Annotated in this window: 14 protein-coding genes; 10 read left to right on the top strand and 4 right to left on the bottom strand. The window is 44.0% G+C overall.

Features of this window, described 5'->3' with window-relative positions; translation table 11 throughout:
* Nucleotides 1–14: 14 nt before the first annotated feature.
* From AC4HAF_RS04315 to AC4HAF_RS04290, 6 genes are all read left to right on the top strand, one after another.
* Nucleotides 15–1,046, top strand: a complete 1,032-nt coding sequence (locus tag AC4HAF_RS04315) for a 3-deoxy-7-phosphoheptulonate synthase (RefSeq protein ID WP_491092052.1) — start codon at nucleotides 15–17, stop codon at nucleotides 1,044–1,046.
* Nucleotide 1,047: 1 nt separating this feature from the next.
* Nucleotides 1,048–2,082, top strand: coding sequence for a 3-deoxy-7-phosphoheptulonate synthase (locus AC4HAF_RS04310; RefSeq protein ID WP_491092053.1), 1,035 nt, complete (start codon nucleotides 1,048–1,050; stop codon nucleotides 2,080–2,082).
* A gap of 138 nt (nucleotides 2,083–2,220) precedes the next feature.
* The gene (acpS, locus tag AC4HAF_RS04305) at nucleotides 2,221–2,577 is read left to right on the top strand and encodes a holo-ACP synthase (protein ID WP_491096817.1); all 357 of its coding nucleotides are present in this window, start codon (nucleotides 2,221–2,223) and stop codon (nucleotides 2,575–2,577) included.
* Entirely contained in the window at nucleotides 2,574–3,689 is a 1,116-nt protein-coding gene (gene alr / locus AC4HAF_RS04300; protein ID WP_491096816.1) for an alanine racemase, read from the top strand. Before acpS ends, alr begins: the two co-directional genes overlap by 4 nt.
* Nucleotides 3,690–3,862: 173 nt before the next feature.
* Entirely contained in the window at nucleotides 3,863–5,878 is a 2,016-nt protein-coding gene (gene recG, locus AC4HAF_RS04295; RefSeq protein WP_491096815.1) for an ATP-dependent DNA helicase RecG, read from the top strand.
* Nucleotides 5,879–6,124: 246 nt separating this feature from the next.
* On the top strand, nucleotides 6,125–7,039 hold the full coding sequence (locus tag AC4HAF_RS04290; RefSeq protein WP_491096814.1) for an aldo/keto reductase: 915 nt from the start codon (nucleotides 6,125–6,127) through the stop codon (nucleotides 7,037–7,039).
* Nucleotides 7,040–7,242: 203 nt separating this feature from the next.
* Here AC4HAF_RS04290 and AC4HAF_RS04285 read toward each other — a convergent pair whose 3' ends face one another.
* Nucleotides 7,243–7,395 carry a hypothetical protein gene (locus tag AC4HAF_RS04285; RefSeq protein WP_491096813.1) on the bottom strand — a complete coding sequence of 51 codons (153 nt, stop codon included), beginning with the start codon at nucleotides 7,393–7,395 and terminating at the stop codon, nucleotides 7,243–7,245.
* 19 nt (nucleotides 7,396–7,414) lie between these two features.
* Complete coding sequence (locus tag AC4HAF_RS04280) at nucleotides 7,415–8,374, bottom strand: asparaginase (protein WP_491096812.1); 960 nt, start codon at nucleotides 8,372–8,374, stop codon at nucleotides 7,415–7,417.
* 72 nt (nucleotides 8,375–8,446) lie between these two features.
* On the opposite strand from AC4HAF_RS04280, the gene AC4HAF_RS04275 reads away from it, so the two are divergent.
* Nucleotides 8,447–9,829, top strand: a complete 1,383-nt coding sequence (locus AC4HAF_RS04275) for a Cof-type HAD-IIB family hydrolase (RefSeq protein ID WP_491096811.1) — start codon at nucleotides 8,447–8,449, stop codon at nucleotides 9,827–9,829.
* 122 nt (nucleotides 9,830–9,951) lie between these two features.
* On the opposite strand, the gene AC4HAF_RS04270 is transcribed toward AC4HAF_RS04275, so the two are convergent.
* Together AC4HAF_RS04270 and AC4HAF_RS04265 are read right to left on the bottom strand one after the other, a co-directional pair.
* On the bottom strand, nucleotides 9,952–10,401 hold the full coding sequence (locus tag AC4HAF_RS04270) for a universal stress protein (protein WP_027975377.1): 450 nt from the start codon (nucleotides 10,399–10,401) through the stop codon (nucleotides 9,952–9,954).
* A gap of 95 nt (nucleotides 10,402–10,496) precedes the next feature.
* Nucleotides 10,497–11,033 (bottom strand): biotin transporter BioY, encoded by a 537-nt coding sequence (locus tag AC4HAF_RS04265; protein ID WP_491096810.1) that lies wholly within the window; start codon nucleotides 11,031–11,033, stop codon nucleotides 10,497–10,499.
* Nucleotides 11,034–11,245: 212 nt separating this feature from the next.
* On the opposite strand from AC4HAF_RS04265, the gene AC4HAF_RS04260 reads away from it, so the two are divergent.
* The 3 genes from AC4HAF_RS04260 (at nucleotide 11,246) to AC4HAF_RS04250 (ending at nucleotide 13,905) form a co-directional block, all read left to right on the top strand.
* Nucleotides 11,246–12,460: a pyridoxal phosphate-dependent aminotransferase gene (locus tag AC4HAF_RS04260; RefSeq protein WP_491096809.1), complete on the top strand. Its 1,215-nt coding sequence runs from the start codon at nucleotides 11,246–11,248 to the stop codon at nucleotides 12,458–12,460.
* A gap of 108 nt (nucleotides 12,461–12,568) precedes the next feature.
* The gene (gene codY, locus AC4HAF_RS04255; RefSeq protein WP_491092064.1) at nucleotides 12,569–13,354 is read left to right on the top strand and encodes a GTP-sensing pleiotropic transcriptional regulator CodY; all 786 of its coding nucleotides are present in this window, start codon (nucleotides 12,569–12,571) and stop codon (nucleotides 13,352–13,354) included.
* Entirely contained in the window at nucleotides 13,354–13,905 is a 552-nt protein-coding gene (locus tag AC4HAF_RS04250; protein WP_491096808.1) for a cysteine hydrolase family protein, read from the top strand. The genes codY and AC4HAF_RS04250 overlap by 1 nt, the downstream gene beginning before the upstream one ends.
* The last annotated feature ends 243 nt before the right edge of the window (nucleotides 13,906–14,148 follow it).

The following is a 14,148-nucleotide window of genomic DNA, read 5'->3' as shown; positions in this document are numbered from 1 at the left end:
GTGAGGATAAGAAGATGTCTTTTAAAGCTACCAGTGATAAAATTAATGTTGAAGAAGTCCGCAGCCTGTCGAAACTGACGGGTGCGTCTTTGGCTCAAAAAGAAGCTCGCGACCGTGAGCTGGAAGCAATCATTAAGGGGGAAGATGACCGCCTGCTTTTAGTTATCGGTCCTTGTTCATCAGATAACGAAGAAGCTGTTCTTGAATATGCTAAGCGTTTGGCCAAACTGCAGGAAGAAGTCAAAGACCGTGTCTTTATGGTCATGCGTGTCTATACGGCAAAACCTAGGACTAATGGCGACGGCTACAAAGGAATGGTCCATCAGCCTGATACAGGAGAAGCACCAAGCTTGATTAACGGGATTCATGCAGTCCGCAATCTGCACTACCGTGTCATCACCGAAACGGGAATGACAACAGCAGATGAGATGCTTTATCCGGAAAATCTGCCATTGATCGAAGATTTGGTATCTTACATAGCTGTCGGTGCCCGTTCAGTTGAGGATCAGCAGCACCGTTTTGTTGCTTCGGGGATTAGTGTTCCGACAGGAATGAAAAATCCAACTTCCGGCAATCTGACTATCATGTTTAATGGTATTTATGCGGCTCAAAACAAGCAGTCTTTCCTTTTCAATGGCGAAGAAGTTGAAACCAGCGGCAATCCTTTAGCTCATGCTATTTTGCGCGGCGGTGTCAATGAGTACGGCAAAAATATTCCAAACTACTACTACGACAACCTTTTAGACACCATTGACCAATATGAAAAAATGGGTCTTGAAAATCCCTTCATCGTTATTGATACCAACCATGACAATTCAGGAAAACAGTATTTGGAACAAGTCAGAATTGTTCGCCAGACCCTGATCAACCGTGATTGGAATGAAAAGATCAATAAATATGTTCGCGGCTTTATGATCGAGTCTTACTTGGAAGACGGCCGTCAAAACGAGCCGGAAGTTTTCGGAAAATCCATTACTGACCCATGTTTGGGCTGGGACAATACCGAACAGTTGGTTCACGAAATTTACGATACCTTAGGAAAATAAAATGGGCATTCATCAAAAAAGTACAACCATAGATATTTCTAAAATTAAAGCAGATACACAGCTGAAAGATCAGGATTTAGCCAGAAAGCAGGCGCGTGATGCTGAACTGGCTAAGATTATCAAGGGAGAAGATGACCGTATTCTTTTGGTTATCGGTCCATGTTCGTCAGACAATGAAGAAGCAGTGCTGGAGTATGCTCATCGCTTGGCTAAGCTGCAGGAAGCGGTTAAAGACCGTATCTTTATTGTCATGCGTGTTTACACAGCGAAACCCCGGACTAACGGTGACGGCTACAAGGGACTTATCCATCAGCCGAACAGTTCTAAGCTGCCCGATCTTATCAACGGGATTCATGCAGTCCGCAATCTGCACTACCGTGTCATTACTGAGACAGGGCTGACGACAGCAGATGAGATGCTCTACCCTTCCAACCTTATCTTGGTTGATGATTTGGTTTCCTACCATGCTATCGGTGCCCGTTCGGTTGAAGATCAGGAACACCGTTTTGTAGCTTCGGGAATTGACGCTCCTGTCGGTATGAAAAATCCAACCTCAGGCAATCTTCAGGTGATGCTGAATGCCATCCATGCAGCTCAGCATTCACAAAACTTTATTTACAATAGTGCTGAAGTGGAAACTGACGGTAATCCCTTGGCTCATGTCATCTTGCGCGGAGGCAGCAATGAACATGGTGAATATGAGCCGAATTATTACTACGATATTCTTTTAAAGCTTATCCAAAAATATGAGGACATGGGGCTGGCTAATCCTTTCATCGTTATTGATACCAATCACGATAATTCAGGAAAAAATTATTTGGAACAGGTCAGAATCGTTCGGCACAGTTTGGTCAACCGTGATTGGAATGATAAAATCAATAAATACGTTCGCGGCTTTATGATCGAATCTTATTTGGAAGACGGCCGCCAGGACGAACCGGAGGTCTTCGGGAAATCTATCACCGATCCGTGTCTGGGCTGGGACAATACTGAACAGCTGGTTCATGAAATTTATGATACGCTAAAAGGTAAATAAGGAGCAGAGCGTCAGGCAAAGCTTGTGCTAAGGCATATCCAAAGGATTGGAAAGCTGCTAAAGCTTATCCTGGCGCATGTTAAACTGGATAAAGACAAGAGATTGAGACCGTGTCTTGGTCTCTTTTAGAAAGATACTATGATAATAGGACACGGAATTGATTTGCAAGATATAGGTGCTGTCAAGCAGGCCTATAACAAAAACAGCCGCTTTGCTGACAAGGTGCTGACGGCTAAAGAATTAGAAGTATTTTTGAAGCTTGCCGGGAAACGCCGAATGGAATACTTAGCCGGGCGCTGGGCTGCTAAAGAAGCTTTTTCAAAAGCTTATGGCAGCGGCATTGGGACCTTGCGCTTTCAGGATTTGGAAATTCTGGCTAATGAAAAGGGAGCGCCGGTCTTTACCAAGGCGCCTTTTTCGGGAAATATTTTGATCAGCATCTCTCATTCCGGGAACTTCGTTGAGGCCAGTGTCATTTTGGAGGGAGAATCATGATTGCCAGCTATCATCGTCCGACGACTGCTCATATTAACTTAGACAATATTGCCTTTAATATTAAACAGGTACAAAGCCACATAAACAAAGATATTAAAACCTTTGCGGTTGTCAAGGCCAATGCTTACGGCCATGGTGCTGTGCAGGTGGCTAAAGCTGTTCAAAATCAGGTGGATGGCTTTTGTGTATCCAATTTAGATGAAGCTTTGGAGCTGCGTCAGGCCGGTTTGAAAGACTTTATTCTGATTTTAGGCGTTATTTTGCCTGATGAAGCGGCTTTAGCCAAACAAGAAGGCATTACTGTTACGGTGGCTGATCTGGAGTGGCTGCATGAAGCAAGAGCGAAAAAAATTGATTTAAAGAGCCTGTCGGTGCACATTAAGGTGGACTCCGGCATGGGCAGAATCGGTGTCAGAAGCCTTGCGGAAGCGAATCAGCTGATAGCGGGCTTGCAGGAAGAAGGGGCGTTAGCTGAAGGTATTTTTACGCATTTTGCAACAGCTGATGAAGCTTCCGATATTAAGTTTAAGCAGCAGCTGAAAAAATTTGAAGAAATTGTTGAGCGCTTAGACAGCAAACCGCCAATTGTCCATGCGTCTAATTCAGCCACCAGTATTTGGCACAGCGATACAGTTATGAACGCTGTTCGCTTAGGCATTGTGATGTACGGTTTAAATCCGAGCGGTCAAGCACTTGAGCTGCCCTATCCGCTCAAACCTGCGCTGGAATTGACATCGCTTTTGGTTCAAGTAAAAGAGGTCAATGCCGGAGACACTATCGGTTATGGCGCCACCTATACGGCTCATCAAAATGAAGTGATTGGTACAGTGCCTATCGGTTATGCTGATGGCTGGACAAGAGACCTTCAAGGTTTTAACGTTCTGATAGATGGCGAGTATTGTGAAATTGTCGGACGTGTGTCTATGGACCAAATTACGGTACGTCTGCCTAAAGCCTATCCTTTAGGTACAAAGGTCACGCTGATTGGTCAAGATGGCAGTCAGGCGATTTCAGCGACTGATGTTGCTGACAAAAAAGGAACCATTAATTACGAGGTGCTCTGTTTGATCAGTGATCGAGTTCCTAGAAAATACAACGATGCCGACAATTAGCTTAATTGCTTGATGGCAAGCGTTACACAATAAAAAAGCTTGGGAGTAGGCATGCACTGTGCAGTCATGCAGATGCTCCTGCTTTTTTTATGTCTTATCAAAGAGTTGCCTTGTGTCTGTCGAAAGTCGGCTGCTTTTGATATAATAGTAAAAAAGTTATTGAAAGGGTGCTTATGGACTTACAATCATCAATTGCAGTTTTAAAGGGTTTAGGTCCTAAGTCTGCAGAGAAATTTCATAAATTAGGCATTTATACCATCGAAGATTTATTGCTTTATTATCCTTTCCGCTATGAAGATTTTAAGGCAAGATCTGTTTTTGACTTGCTGGATGGCGAAAAAGTCGTTGTCACAGGAAGGGTAGTCACTCCGCCAAACGTTCAATACTATGGCTTTAAACGCAACCGCTTATCTTTTAAAATCAAGCAGGGAGAAGCCATTATTGCTGTTTCCTTTTTCAATCAGCCTTATTTGCAGGATAAGGTAGAGGTCGATCAGCAATTGGCTGTTTTTGGCAAATGGAATCAAGCCAAGTCCTCCCTGACAGGTATTAAAATTTTAGCTCAGGCAGCTGATGACATGCAGCCGGTTTACCATGTTGCTCAAGGCATATCGCAGGCTGCTTTGGTTAAGGCCATCAAGTCAGCTTTTGATTCGGGCTGTGCCGATGCTCTGCCTGAAAATCTTCCTCAGCTTTTGCTGGATAAGTACCGTTTGTTAGACAGAAAGACAGCGATGCGAGCCATGCATTTTCCCAAAGATTTGGCAGAATACCGCCAGGCTCTTCGGCGTATTAAATTTGAAGAACTCTTCTACTTTCAAATGAATCTGCAAATTTTAAAAGCAAATAACAAGGCAGAGTCAAATGGTTTAGTCATTGCCTATGACAGAGAAAAAATAGCAATGAAAATTGCATCGCTGCCTTTTCCTTTGACAGATGCTCAAAAGCGCAGCTTAGAAGAAATACTAAAAGATATGGCATCCGGTGCTCATATGAACCGTCTTTTGCAAGGAGACGTGGGCTCAGGTAAAACGGTTGTCGCTGGTCTTGCCATGTATGCAGCCTATACGGCCGGTATGCAGTCTGCCCTCATGGTGCCTACTGAAATCTTAGCAGAGCAGCACTATGACAGTCTGAGAACTTTGTTTCCTGATTTATCCATCGCTCTTTTGACCTCGGGCATGAAAGCTGCTGTCAAGCGTTCAGCACTGACGGCTATCGCCAATGGTTCTGTCGATATGATCGTCGGCACGCACGCCTTAATTCAAGAAGGGGTAGATTATCACAAGCTGGGTCTGGTCATTACCGATGAGCAGCACCGATTTGGAGTCAGGCAAAGGCGTCTTTTTCGCGAAAAAGGAGAAAATCCTGATGTTCTCATGATGACTGCGACGCCTATCCCAAGGACCTTAGCCATCACGGCTTTTGGAGAAATGGACGTTTCTGTTATTGATGAAATGCCAAAAGGCCGCAAACCGATTAAAACGCGCTGGGTCAAGCACGAGCAGCTTGATAAAGTTTTGTCTTGGGTCAAAGATCAGATTAAAAACGGTGCACAGATTTATGTCGTTTCTCCCTTGATCGAAGAATCTGAAAGTCTTGATTTAAAAAATGCCAGTGCCTTAGAAAAAGAATTAAAAGATTATTTTGCAGATACTGCCAGTGTTGCTTTAATGCACGGCCGCATGAAAAACGAAGAAAAAGAAGCGATTATGCAGGACTTTAAAAAAGGAGCTGTTGATATTTTAGTATCGACAACGGTCATCGAAGTCGGTGTCAATGTGCCTAATGCCACCATCATGATCATTATGGATGCCGATCGCTTTGGGCTCAGTCAGCTGCACCAGCTGCGCGGGCGTGTCGGCCGCGGGGATAAGCAGTCTTATGCTATTTTAGTAGCTAATCCCAAAACAGATGCTGGGAAAGACCGCATGCGGATTATGACTGAAACGACAGATGGTTTTCTTTTGGCCGAGGAAGATTTGAAAATGCGCGGTTCCGGTGAGATTTTTGGAACCCGTCAGTCGGGTATTCCAGAATTTCAGGTGGCTGATATTGTGGAAGATTATCCCATTTTAGAAGAAGCAAGAAGGGTTGCGGCACAAATTGTAGCTGTTAAAGATTGGCAAAAGGATCAAAGGTGGGCGCTGCTGGTTCAAAATTTAAGAAGAAAAGAAATTCTTGATTGAGAGCTTTTTAACTCTTCCCGGCAAAGCAATTAGCAAAAAATAAACCGAAGTCACAGCAGGCGGTTTTTAAGCTTACAGGATGAAACTTACAAAAGCAGACGTTGCTGTTTGGGCTGTTTATCCTTGTTTTGCCCATAACGGGTTCAATTTTACTGCAGAAAAAGAGCTGGGCTCTTTTTTTATCTTTGTAAGCAACCGCTTACATAAAATGCTATAATAAAGATAAATGAAAAAAGGAGGCAGGCTATGTTACAAAAGATCGGACAGACAAATGTGACTGGTTCACGCATTGCTCTGGGCTGCATGCGTATGGCAGCTTTAGAAACAAAGGATGCCGAGCATGTTCTTCAGGCAGCTCTGGAACAGGGGATAAACTTTTTTGATCATGCTGATATTTACGGCGGCGGTGAATCTGAAAAACGTTTTGCAGCAGCACTCAAAAATCTCGGTATTAACCGGGATCAGCTGATTTTGCAGTCAAAATGCGGTATTCAAAAAGGTTATTTTGACTTCTCCAAAGAACATATTATAACTGCTGTAGATGGGATTTTACAGCGCTTGGATACGGACTATCTGGATTTTCTGCTGCTGCATCGGCCGGATGTTCTCATGGAACCGGACGATGTAGCAGAAGCCTTCACACAGCTGAAAAAAGCCGGTAAGGTCAAGCATTTTGGTGTCAGCAATCAAAACCGTTACCAAATGGAGCTGCTGGCAGCTTATTTGGACGAGCCCTTGGCTGTTAACCAGCTGCAGCTGTCCCCTGCTCATACACCGCTGTTTGATGCAGGTCTCAATGTCAATATGAAAAACAGCGCAGCGATTGACCGTGACAGCGGAACGGTTGATTACTGCCGGCTGCATCAGATTACGATTCAAGCTTGGTCGCCTTTTCAAATCGATCTGGCCAGCGGCTTATTTTCAGAAAGTCCTGACTATCAGGATCTTAATCTGACGATTGCCAACTATGCTCAGCAATACGGCGTTTCAGCAGAAGCCATCGTCATTGCCTGGATACTGCGCCATCCGGCTAAGATGCAGGCTGTTATCGGCTCCATGAATCCCAAGCGTATTGAAAAAATTGCCGCCGCCCACAGGGTAAGTCTGACTCGTCCGGAATGGTATGATATTTACTTAAGTGCCGGCAACAGTCTGCCTTAAGGAAGAGCTATAACCAAGGGAACTTGGTGCAGCAAATAATTGCAAACGTTCAAGAGGCTGTTTATTCCAGCCTCTTTTTGAATACGGTTAAGCTGTAAGTATCGCCAAGCTGTCGGCAGATAGAAGCTCGGTGCATTAAAAATCCCTTTAAGCTTGACTGTCAGGCTTAAAGGGCAGGGAATTTGCAATGCTGATAAGATGTTTTACTTTTTTAAATAGCTTTTGACCAAGGTTGCTAATATAATGGTTCCGCAGACGGCAAATACAGTTGTTAGAATTTGCTTATCTGAGATTTCCAGTGAGTAGCTGAAATCTTTTTGTTTAGGCTTGTCTGATGCAGTAATCTGTAGTTTCATGTGATCCTCCAAAGCTTGTTTATCCTTCAATATATTCCTTGAGTTCTTGTCCTTTAAGTCCGGCATTGAGGGCAATCAGGAGCTTAAGCCGGGCTTTTTGGCTGTTTAATTCTTTGACAAACATTACTCCGGCCTCCTGCAGTTTAACGCCGCCGCCTTCATAGGCATAGACAGGTTCTGCGATGCCGTTAAAGCAGCGAGAGACCAAGGCCACAGGAATACCTTGGCCGATTAATTTCACGATGCTCTGTGCGGCCTCAGGCGGCAGATTGCCGGCTCCCAGAGCCTCAACAACTAAGCCGTCGACAGTGTTTGGCTGTAAATTGCTGAAAAGCCAGTCTCCCATGCCGGCATAGGCTTTGATGATTGGAACAGTTCCTTCTAACGTTTCCAAGCGAAAGCGCACCCGAGGTTCAGCGGTTTTGAAAAAGAGAATGTCATGCTTCATGATGATTCCCAGCGGTCCGTGTGTCGGTGTCTGAAAGGTTGAAACATTGGTTGTATGGGTCTTGGTGACATACTTAGCGGCATGGATTTCATCGTTCATGACCACGAGGACCCCCTTGTCAGCTGCCTTATCATGACTGGCAACCCGCAGGGCAGACAGATAATTATAGATACCATCGCTTCCCAGCTCGTTGGAAGACCGCATGGCACCGGTTAAAACAATGGGGATAGCAGGCAGCAGCATGGTATCAAGAAAATAAGCTGTCTCTTCTAAGGTGTCTGTTCCGTGTGTAATGACAACACCGTCGTAGGATCCGGCTGTTTCCCGGATTTTTTGTGCTAACAGCAGCATGTGCTCAACCTTGATGTGAGGACTGGGCAGGTTGAAAAAATCAAGAACTTCAATCTGAACATCATCCAGCGTAAAGCCGACGTTTTTCATGGGATTGTTCTTGTCCGGAACCACCTTACCGTTTTCATCGGTATGCATGGAAATGGTTCCGCCTGTATGCAAAACAAGTATTTTTTTCATGGTTTTTAAAATTCTTTCAAATTGTGTTATACTATATTTTAACATAATTTAAAGGATATAAAAGGTGATACCGTGGCAATCAGAGCAGTTTTTTTCGATATTGACGGCACTTTGCTCAATGACCGCAAACATGTTCAAAAGTCTACCCAGCAGGCAATTAAAAATATGAAAAAACAAGGCATCCTCGTTGGCGTAGCGACAGGTAGAGGCCCTGCTTTTGTTACCCCTTTTATGGAAAATTTAGGTTTGGATTTTGCCATAACATATAACGGTCAGTACATTTTTACGCGCGACCGTGTTTTATACCAGAATCAGCTGCCCAAATCCACCGTTTACCGTGTCATTAAATATGCCAGTGAACAGCGCCGTGAAATTTCCCTGGGGACGAGTTCCGGGCTTGTGGGTTCAAATATCATCAACATGGGAACCAGCCGTTTCGGCCAGTGGCTCAGCCGGATTATTCCTAAAGGGTGGACTAGAACAGTAACCAGAAGTTTTAAGCATATTGTCCGTCGGGTGAAGCCTCAGAGTCTGGCTAATTTGATGACGATCATGCGCCAGCCGATTTTTCAGATTGTTTTGGTGGCAACCAAGGAACAAAGCGACATTATTGCTGAAAAATTTCCGCATTTGACCATTACCCGCAGCAGTCCTTACTCTGCTGACTTGATTTCTAAGGGAATGTCTAAAATCAAGGGGATTGCCCGTGTTGCCAGAGAATTTGACATTGAAATGTCTGAGGTCATGGCTTTTGGCGATTCTGACAATGACATTGAAATGCTGTCTGGTGTTGGCTTAGGTGTAGCTATGGGTAATGCCAGTGAGCAGATCAAAAAAATTGCCAGCTATACAACTGCCAGCAACAATGATGACGGGATTTCAAAAGCTCTGTCACATTTTGGTCTGATTCACCATAAAACGGCCAAAGTATTTTCAAGCAGTGACGATAATTTCAATAAGGTCAAGGATTTCCATCAGCTGATGGACGGAGAGACCTGCGAAACACCAAGAGTCTACGATATTATTGAGGGCGGACATCGCTCAGATTTCAAGGCAGAAGAGCTGGTTGAATTTTTATACGCTGCCAGCAACGGCGACCAAGAAGCCTTTGCTCAGGCTGTTGGGAGGCTCCACCAAGCTGTTGATAAGGCGGCCGATAAGGTCTTAGCCAAGCCGCACCCTGAAACACCGCTGGTCGGGCAGGTGGATGCTTTGACAGACCTGCTTTACTTTACTTATGGCTCCTTTGTTTTGATGGGAGTGGATCCTAAGCCTTTTTTTGACACTGTGCACGAAGCCAATATTGGAAAAATTTTCCCGGACGGCAAAGCGCATTTTGATCCTGAAACTCATAAGATTCTAAAGCCGGATGACTGGGAAGAGCGCTTTGCTCCCGAACCGGCCATTAAAAGAGAGCTGGATCGCCAAATTCAAAAATCTCTGCGCAAGTCTTAAAAACTAAGCCTGCTGATGAAGACGGCAAGGGTAGGGATTAAAGTAACTGCGGACAAAAAATAAAAAACGAACAGCTGACTGTGATGGTGCATCATATATCAGCTTGTTCGTTTTTTTATTATTTATAATGTTTTTTCAGGGTCACGGACGACCAGCAAATCTACCTTAGCATGGCGGAGAATATATTCTGATGAAGAACCGATGAGAAGCCGTTCGAAAGCGTTGAGACCGGTTGCTCCAAGCATAATAAGGTCAACTTTTTCGCGCTCAGGAATTTCGGTGGCTAACAGAGGTTTGGGATTGCCGAATTCAATAATCTGTCTGACATTTTCCAACCCTCTTTCACGGGCTTGCTTTTCATAGTCATCTAAGACGCTGTGAGCTTCTTGTTCCAGCTTTTCATAGATATAAGCATCAAAGGTTGCAACACTTTGGAGTGCACGGGTGTCAACGACATGGGTCAAAAGCAGATTGGCATTATTTCTAAGAGCAACACTGACTCCTTTTTCAAAAGCCAGTTCGGACTCATAGGAGCCATCAATAGCAACCATGATATTTTTGTAAGTAGACATAAGCTAAACCTCCGTCTCATCTTTTACTTATATTGTAACCCTTTTCTGAAAAAAAGTAAAATATATCTGAGCATGCCGAAAGACCTTATAATTAGCTATACCCCAAGGAAAGATGAGTTTTTTAATCTTCGGTGAACGAGAGTCACAATCAATACTTTTATGGTGTCGCCGGGAATAAAAACAAGATTGGCTAATAAAGCCTGATGCAGCGGTATATGGGACTGAACTGTCAGGCCGACAGCTCCCATGAAATTGATAAATAATGCCCCTGCCAGCCAGATCAAGAAGAATTCTAAGAAAGCATTGGCCTTGTCAAATTTTTCGGTGACAAGTCCCACAAAAAAGGCTGCAAAAGGATAGGAAAACAAATAGCCTGCTGTGGGTCCCATGAAAGCAGCAATATTGCCGAATCCGCCGGATAAAACCGGCAAACCCAAGGCAGCCAGTACAAGAAAGATAAAGACAGATAAAAATCCGCGCTTAGAACCTAAAAGAGCTCCCGCCAGCATAATGCCCATATTCTGCAGGATGATGGGAACAGGAATAAAGCCCAGAGGGATGCCCGGAATAAAGCCCAGAGCAATGATGATTGCGATCATTACGGCGATCAAAGCGATTGTTTTTGTTTTCATAACAGTAAAAACTCCTTTAGTTAACCTAAAATATCTTTAAGGATAACTGTATTATGGCATATTTTTTAAACAAAAGCAAGAAGAGCTTTAAAAACACCGGCTGCCTGGTCAACAGATGACCTAAAAATGTCTCTTGGCCCCAGGAGTCTGATTGCGATTTTAAGCAAAATGCGCTACAATAATGACACTAATGTAACCAATGAGGTGAAACGATGAGAGAATTTAATAAGTCCATTAAACTTGAGCATGTCGCTTATGATATCCGCGGACCGGTCTTGGAAGAAGCCAACCGCATGATTGCGAACGGTGAGAAGATTCTTCGGCTGAATACCGGCAATCCGGCTGCCTTTGGTCTGACTGCGCCTGATGAGGTTATCCGCGATTTAATTATGAATGCGCGCGAAAGCGAGGGCTATTCGGACTCCAAAGGAATCTTTTCAGCTCGTAAAGCTATTATGCAGTACTGTCAGCTTAAAAATATTCCTGATGTAGACGTGGATGATATTTATATCGGCAACGGCGTGTCTGAAATGATTACCATGTCTATGCAGGGGCTTTTAGATGATGGCGACGAAGTTTTGATACCGATGCCTGACTACCCGCTCTGGACAGCTTCTGTCAGTCTTGCAGGCGGGCATGCTGTTCACTATGTATGTGATGAAAGCTCTGATTGGTATCCGGATATTAATGACATCAAGTCAAAAATCACTTCGAATACAAAAGCCATTGTCATCATAAATCCCAATAATCCCACAGGAGCTCTTTATTCTAAAGATGTGCTGCTGGATATTGTTGAAATCGCCAGACAAAATGATTTGATTATCTTTGCGGATGAGATTTATGACCGTCTGGTTATGGACGGCGGTGAGCATGTGGCTATTGCCAGCCTGGCGCCGGATTTGTTCTGTGTTTCAATGAACGGTCTGTCAAAATCGCATCGTATTGCCGGTTTTCGTGTCGGCTGGATGGTGCTGTCCGGACCGAAAAAGCATGTCAAAGACTATATTGAAGGGCTCAATATGCTGTCAAATATGCGTCTTTGTTCCAATGTTTTGGCCCAGCAGGTCATTCAAACGTCTTTAGGCGGTGTGCAATCTATTGATAAGCTCTTGCTGCCGGGAGGGCGCATCTACGAGCAGCGCAATTTCATCTACAAGGCTATGAATGACATTCCCGGAATTACGGCAGTCAAACCGCAGGCAGGACTTTATATCTTCCCTAAGATTGACCGCAGCATGTACCGCATCGATGACGATGAACAGTTCGTGCTTAATTTCCTTAAACAGGAAAAAGTGCTTCTGGTTCATGGCCGCGGCTTTAACTGGATGGAACCGGATCATTTCCGCATCGTTTATCTGCCGCGCGTTGAAGAGCTTTCTGAAATTCAAGAAAAAATGACACGTTTTCTCAGTCAGTATCGAAAATAAAAGGGCTTTCAAAAAAGTTGTCAAACAGTAAGGAATTTTCTGACAATTATTTGCATTCTAAAAAATCCTTTGTTATAATAGTTTTGACTATCAAAGAAAGAGTGACTTATGGCTAATTTATTATTAAAAACACGACGCATTACGTCCATTTTGCAGCGGTCGGCCGAAAGTCTTCAAAGTGATTTACCCTACGATACGATTGCAGATCAGTTGGCTGAAATTATTGACTGTAATACTTGTATTATCGATGGGAACGGCAATATTCTCGGCTATGCGATGAAGTATAAAACCAATACCGATCGCGTTGAAGAATTTTTCCAAGCAAAAAAACTCCCTGAAGACTATGTCAAATCAGCCAGCCGTATCTATGATACTGAAGCTAATCTGTCGGTTGAAAATGAGCTGACGATTTTCCCGGTTGAATCCAAGGATATCTATCCGGATGGCTTAACGACCATTGCTCCTATTTACGGTGGCGGCATGCGGCTGGGCTCTCTGATTATCTGGCGCAATGACAAAGAGTTCAATGACGATGATTTAATTTTAATTGAAATTGCCTCTACGGTTGTAGGGATTCAGCTTTTGAACCTGCAGACAGAAAATCTTGAAGAGACTATTCGCAAGCAAACGGCAGTTAATATGGCAATCAATACTCTGTCTTATTCAGAAATGAAGGCTGTTGCGGCTATTCTCAATGAACTTGACGGCAATGAAGGCCGCCTGACGGCCTCGGTCATTGCCGATCGGATCGGTATTACACGCAGCGTTATCGTCAATGCCCTTCGGAAACTTGAAAGCGCCGGTATTATTGAAAGCCGATCGCTGGGTATGAAAGGGACTTACTTAAAAGTGATTAATGAAGGTATTTTTGATAAGCTGAAGGATTATAGTTAATGACAAAAGCACTGATTTCAATTGACTACACCTATGATTTTGTGGCTGATGACGGTAAGCTGACAGCAGGTGCACCGGCTCAGGCAATCTCAGAAAGGATTGCTCAGGTGACGCAGGCTGCTTACGACAAAGGCGACTATATTTTCTTTGCCATTGACGGGCACGACGAAGGTGATACTTTCCATCCGGAGACGAAACTGTTTCCGCCTCATAATATCAAAGGAACAAGCGGACGTCATTTGTACGGTTCCTTGGCTGATTTTTATGACCGGCATCAAAAGGACAATCGGGTCTTCTGGCTGGACAAACGCCACTATTCTGCCTTTTCGGGGACGGATTTGGATATCCGCCTGCGCGAACGTGGAATTACGACCCTTGTTTTGACTGGGGTTCTGACAGATATCTGTGTTTTACATACAGCGGTTGATGCCTATAATCTCGGTTATCAAATCGAAGTTGTCAAGTCGGCTGTGGCCTCTTTAAACGAGGAAAATCATCAATTTGCTCTCAGCCACTTGCAAAATGTGCTGGGTGCAACTATAATAGAATAATCAGAAAATTAAATACGAAGAGAAGCAGAGTAGGCCTTGCGGCTTGTCCAGAGAGCATCCGTTGCTGAGAGAGATGCCAAGCTAAAAGAATCCGAAGAACATGCTTTAATCTCCTATCTTAAAAATTTAGGCGTTTTATTCACGTTACGAATCAAGAGGTTATCAATATTTGATAACAAATAACAGTGGCACCGCGGTCTTCGTCTGTTTGATGAAGGCGGTGCTTTTTTAATTACAATAAAG

This window comes from Streptococcus sp. ELY_90, from assembly GCF_058314475.1.
This window is presented reverse-complemented; position numbering and strand designations above follow the sequence as displayed.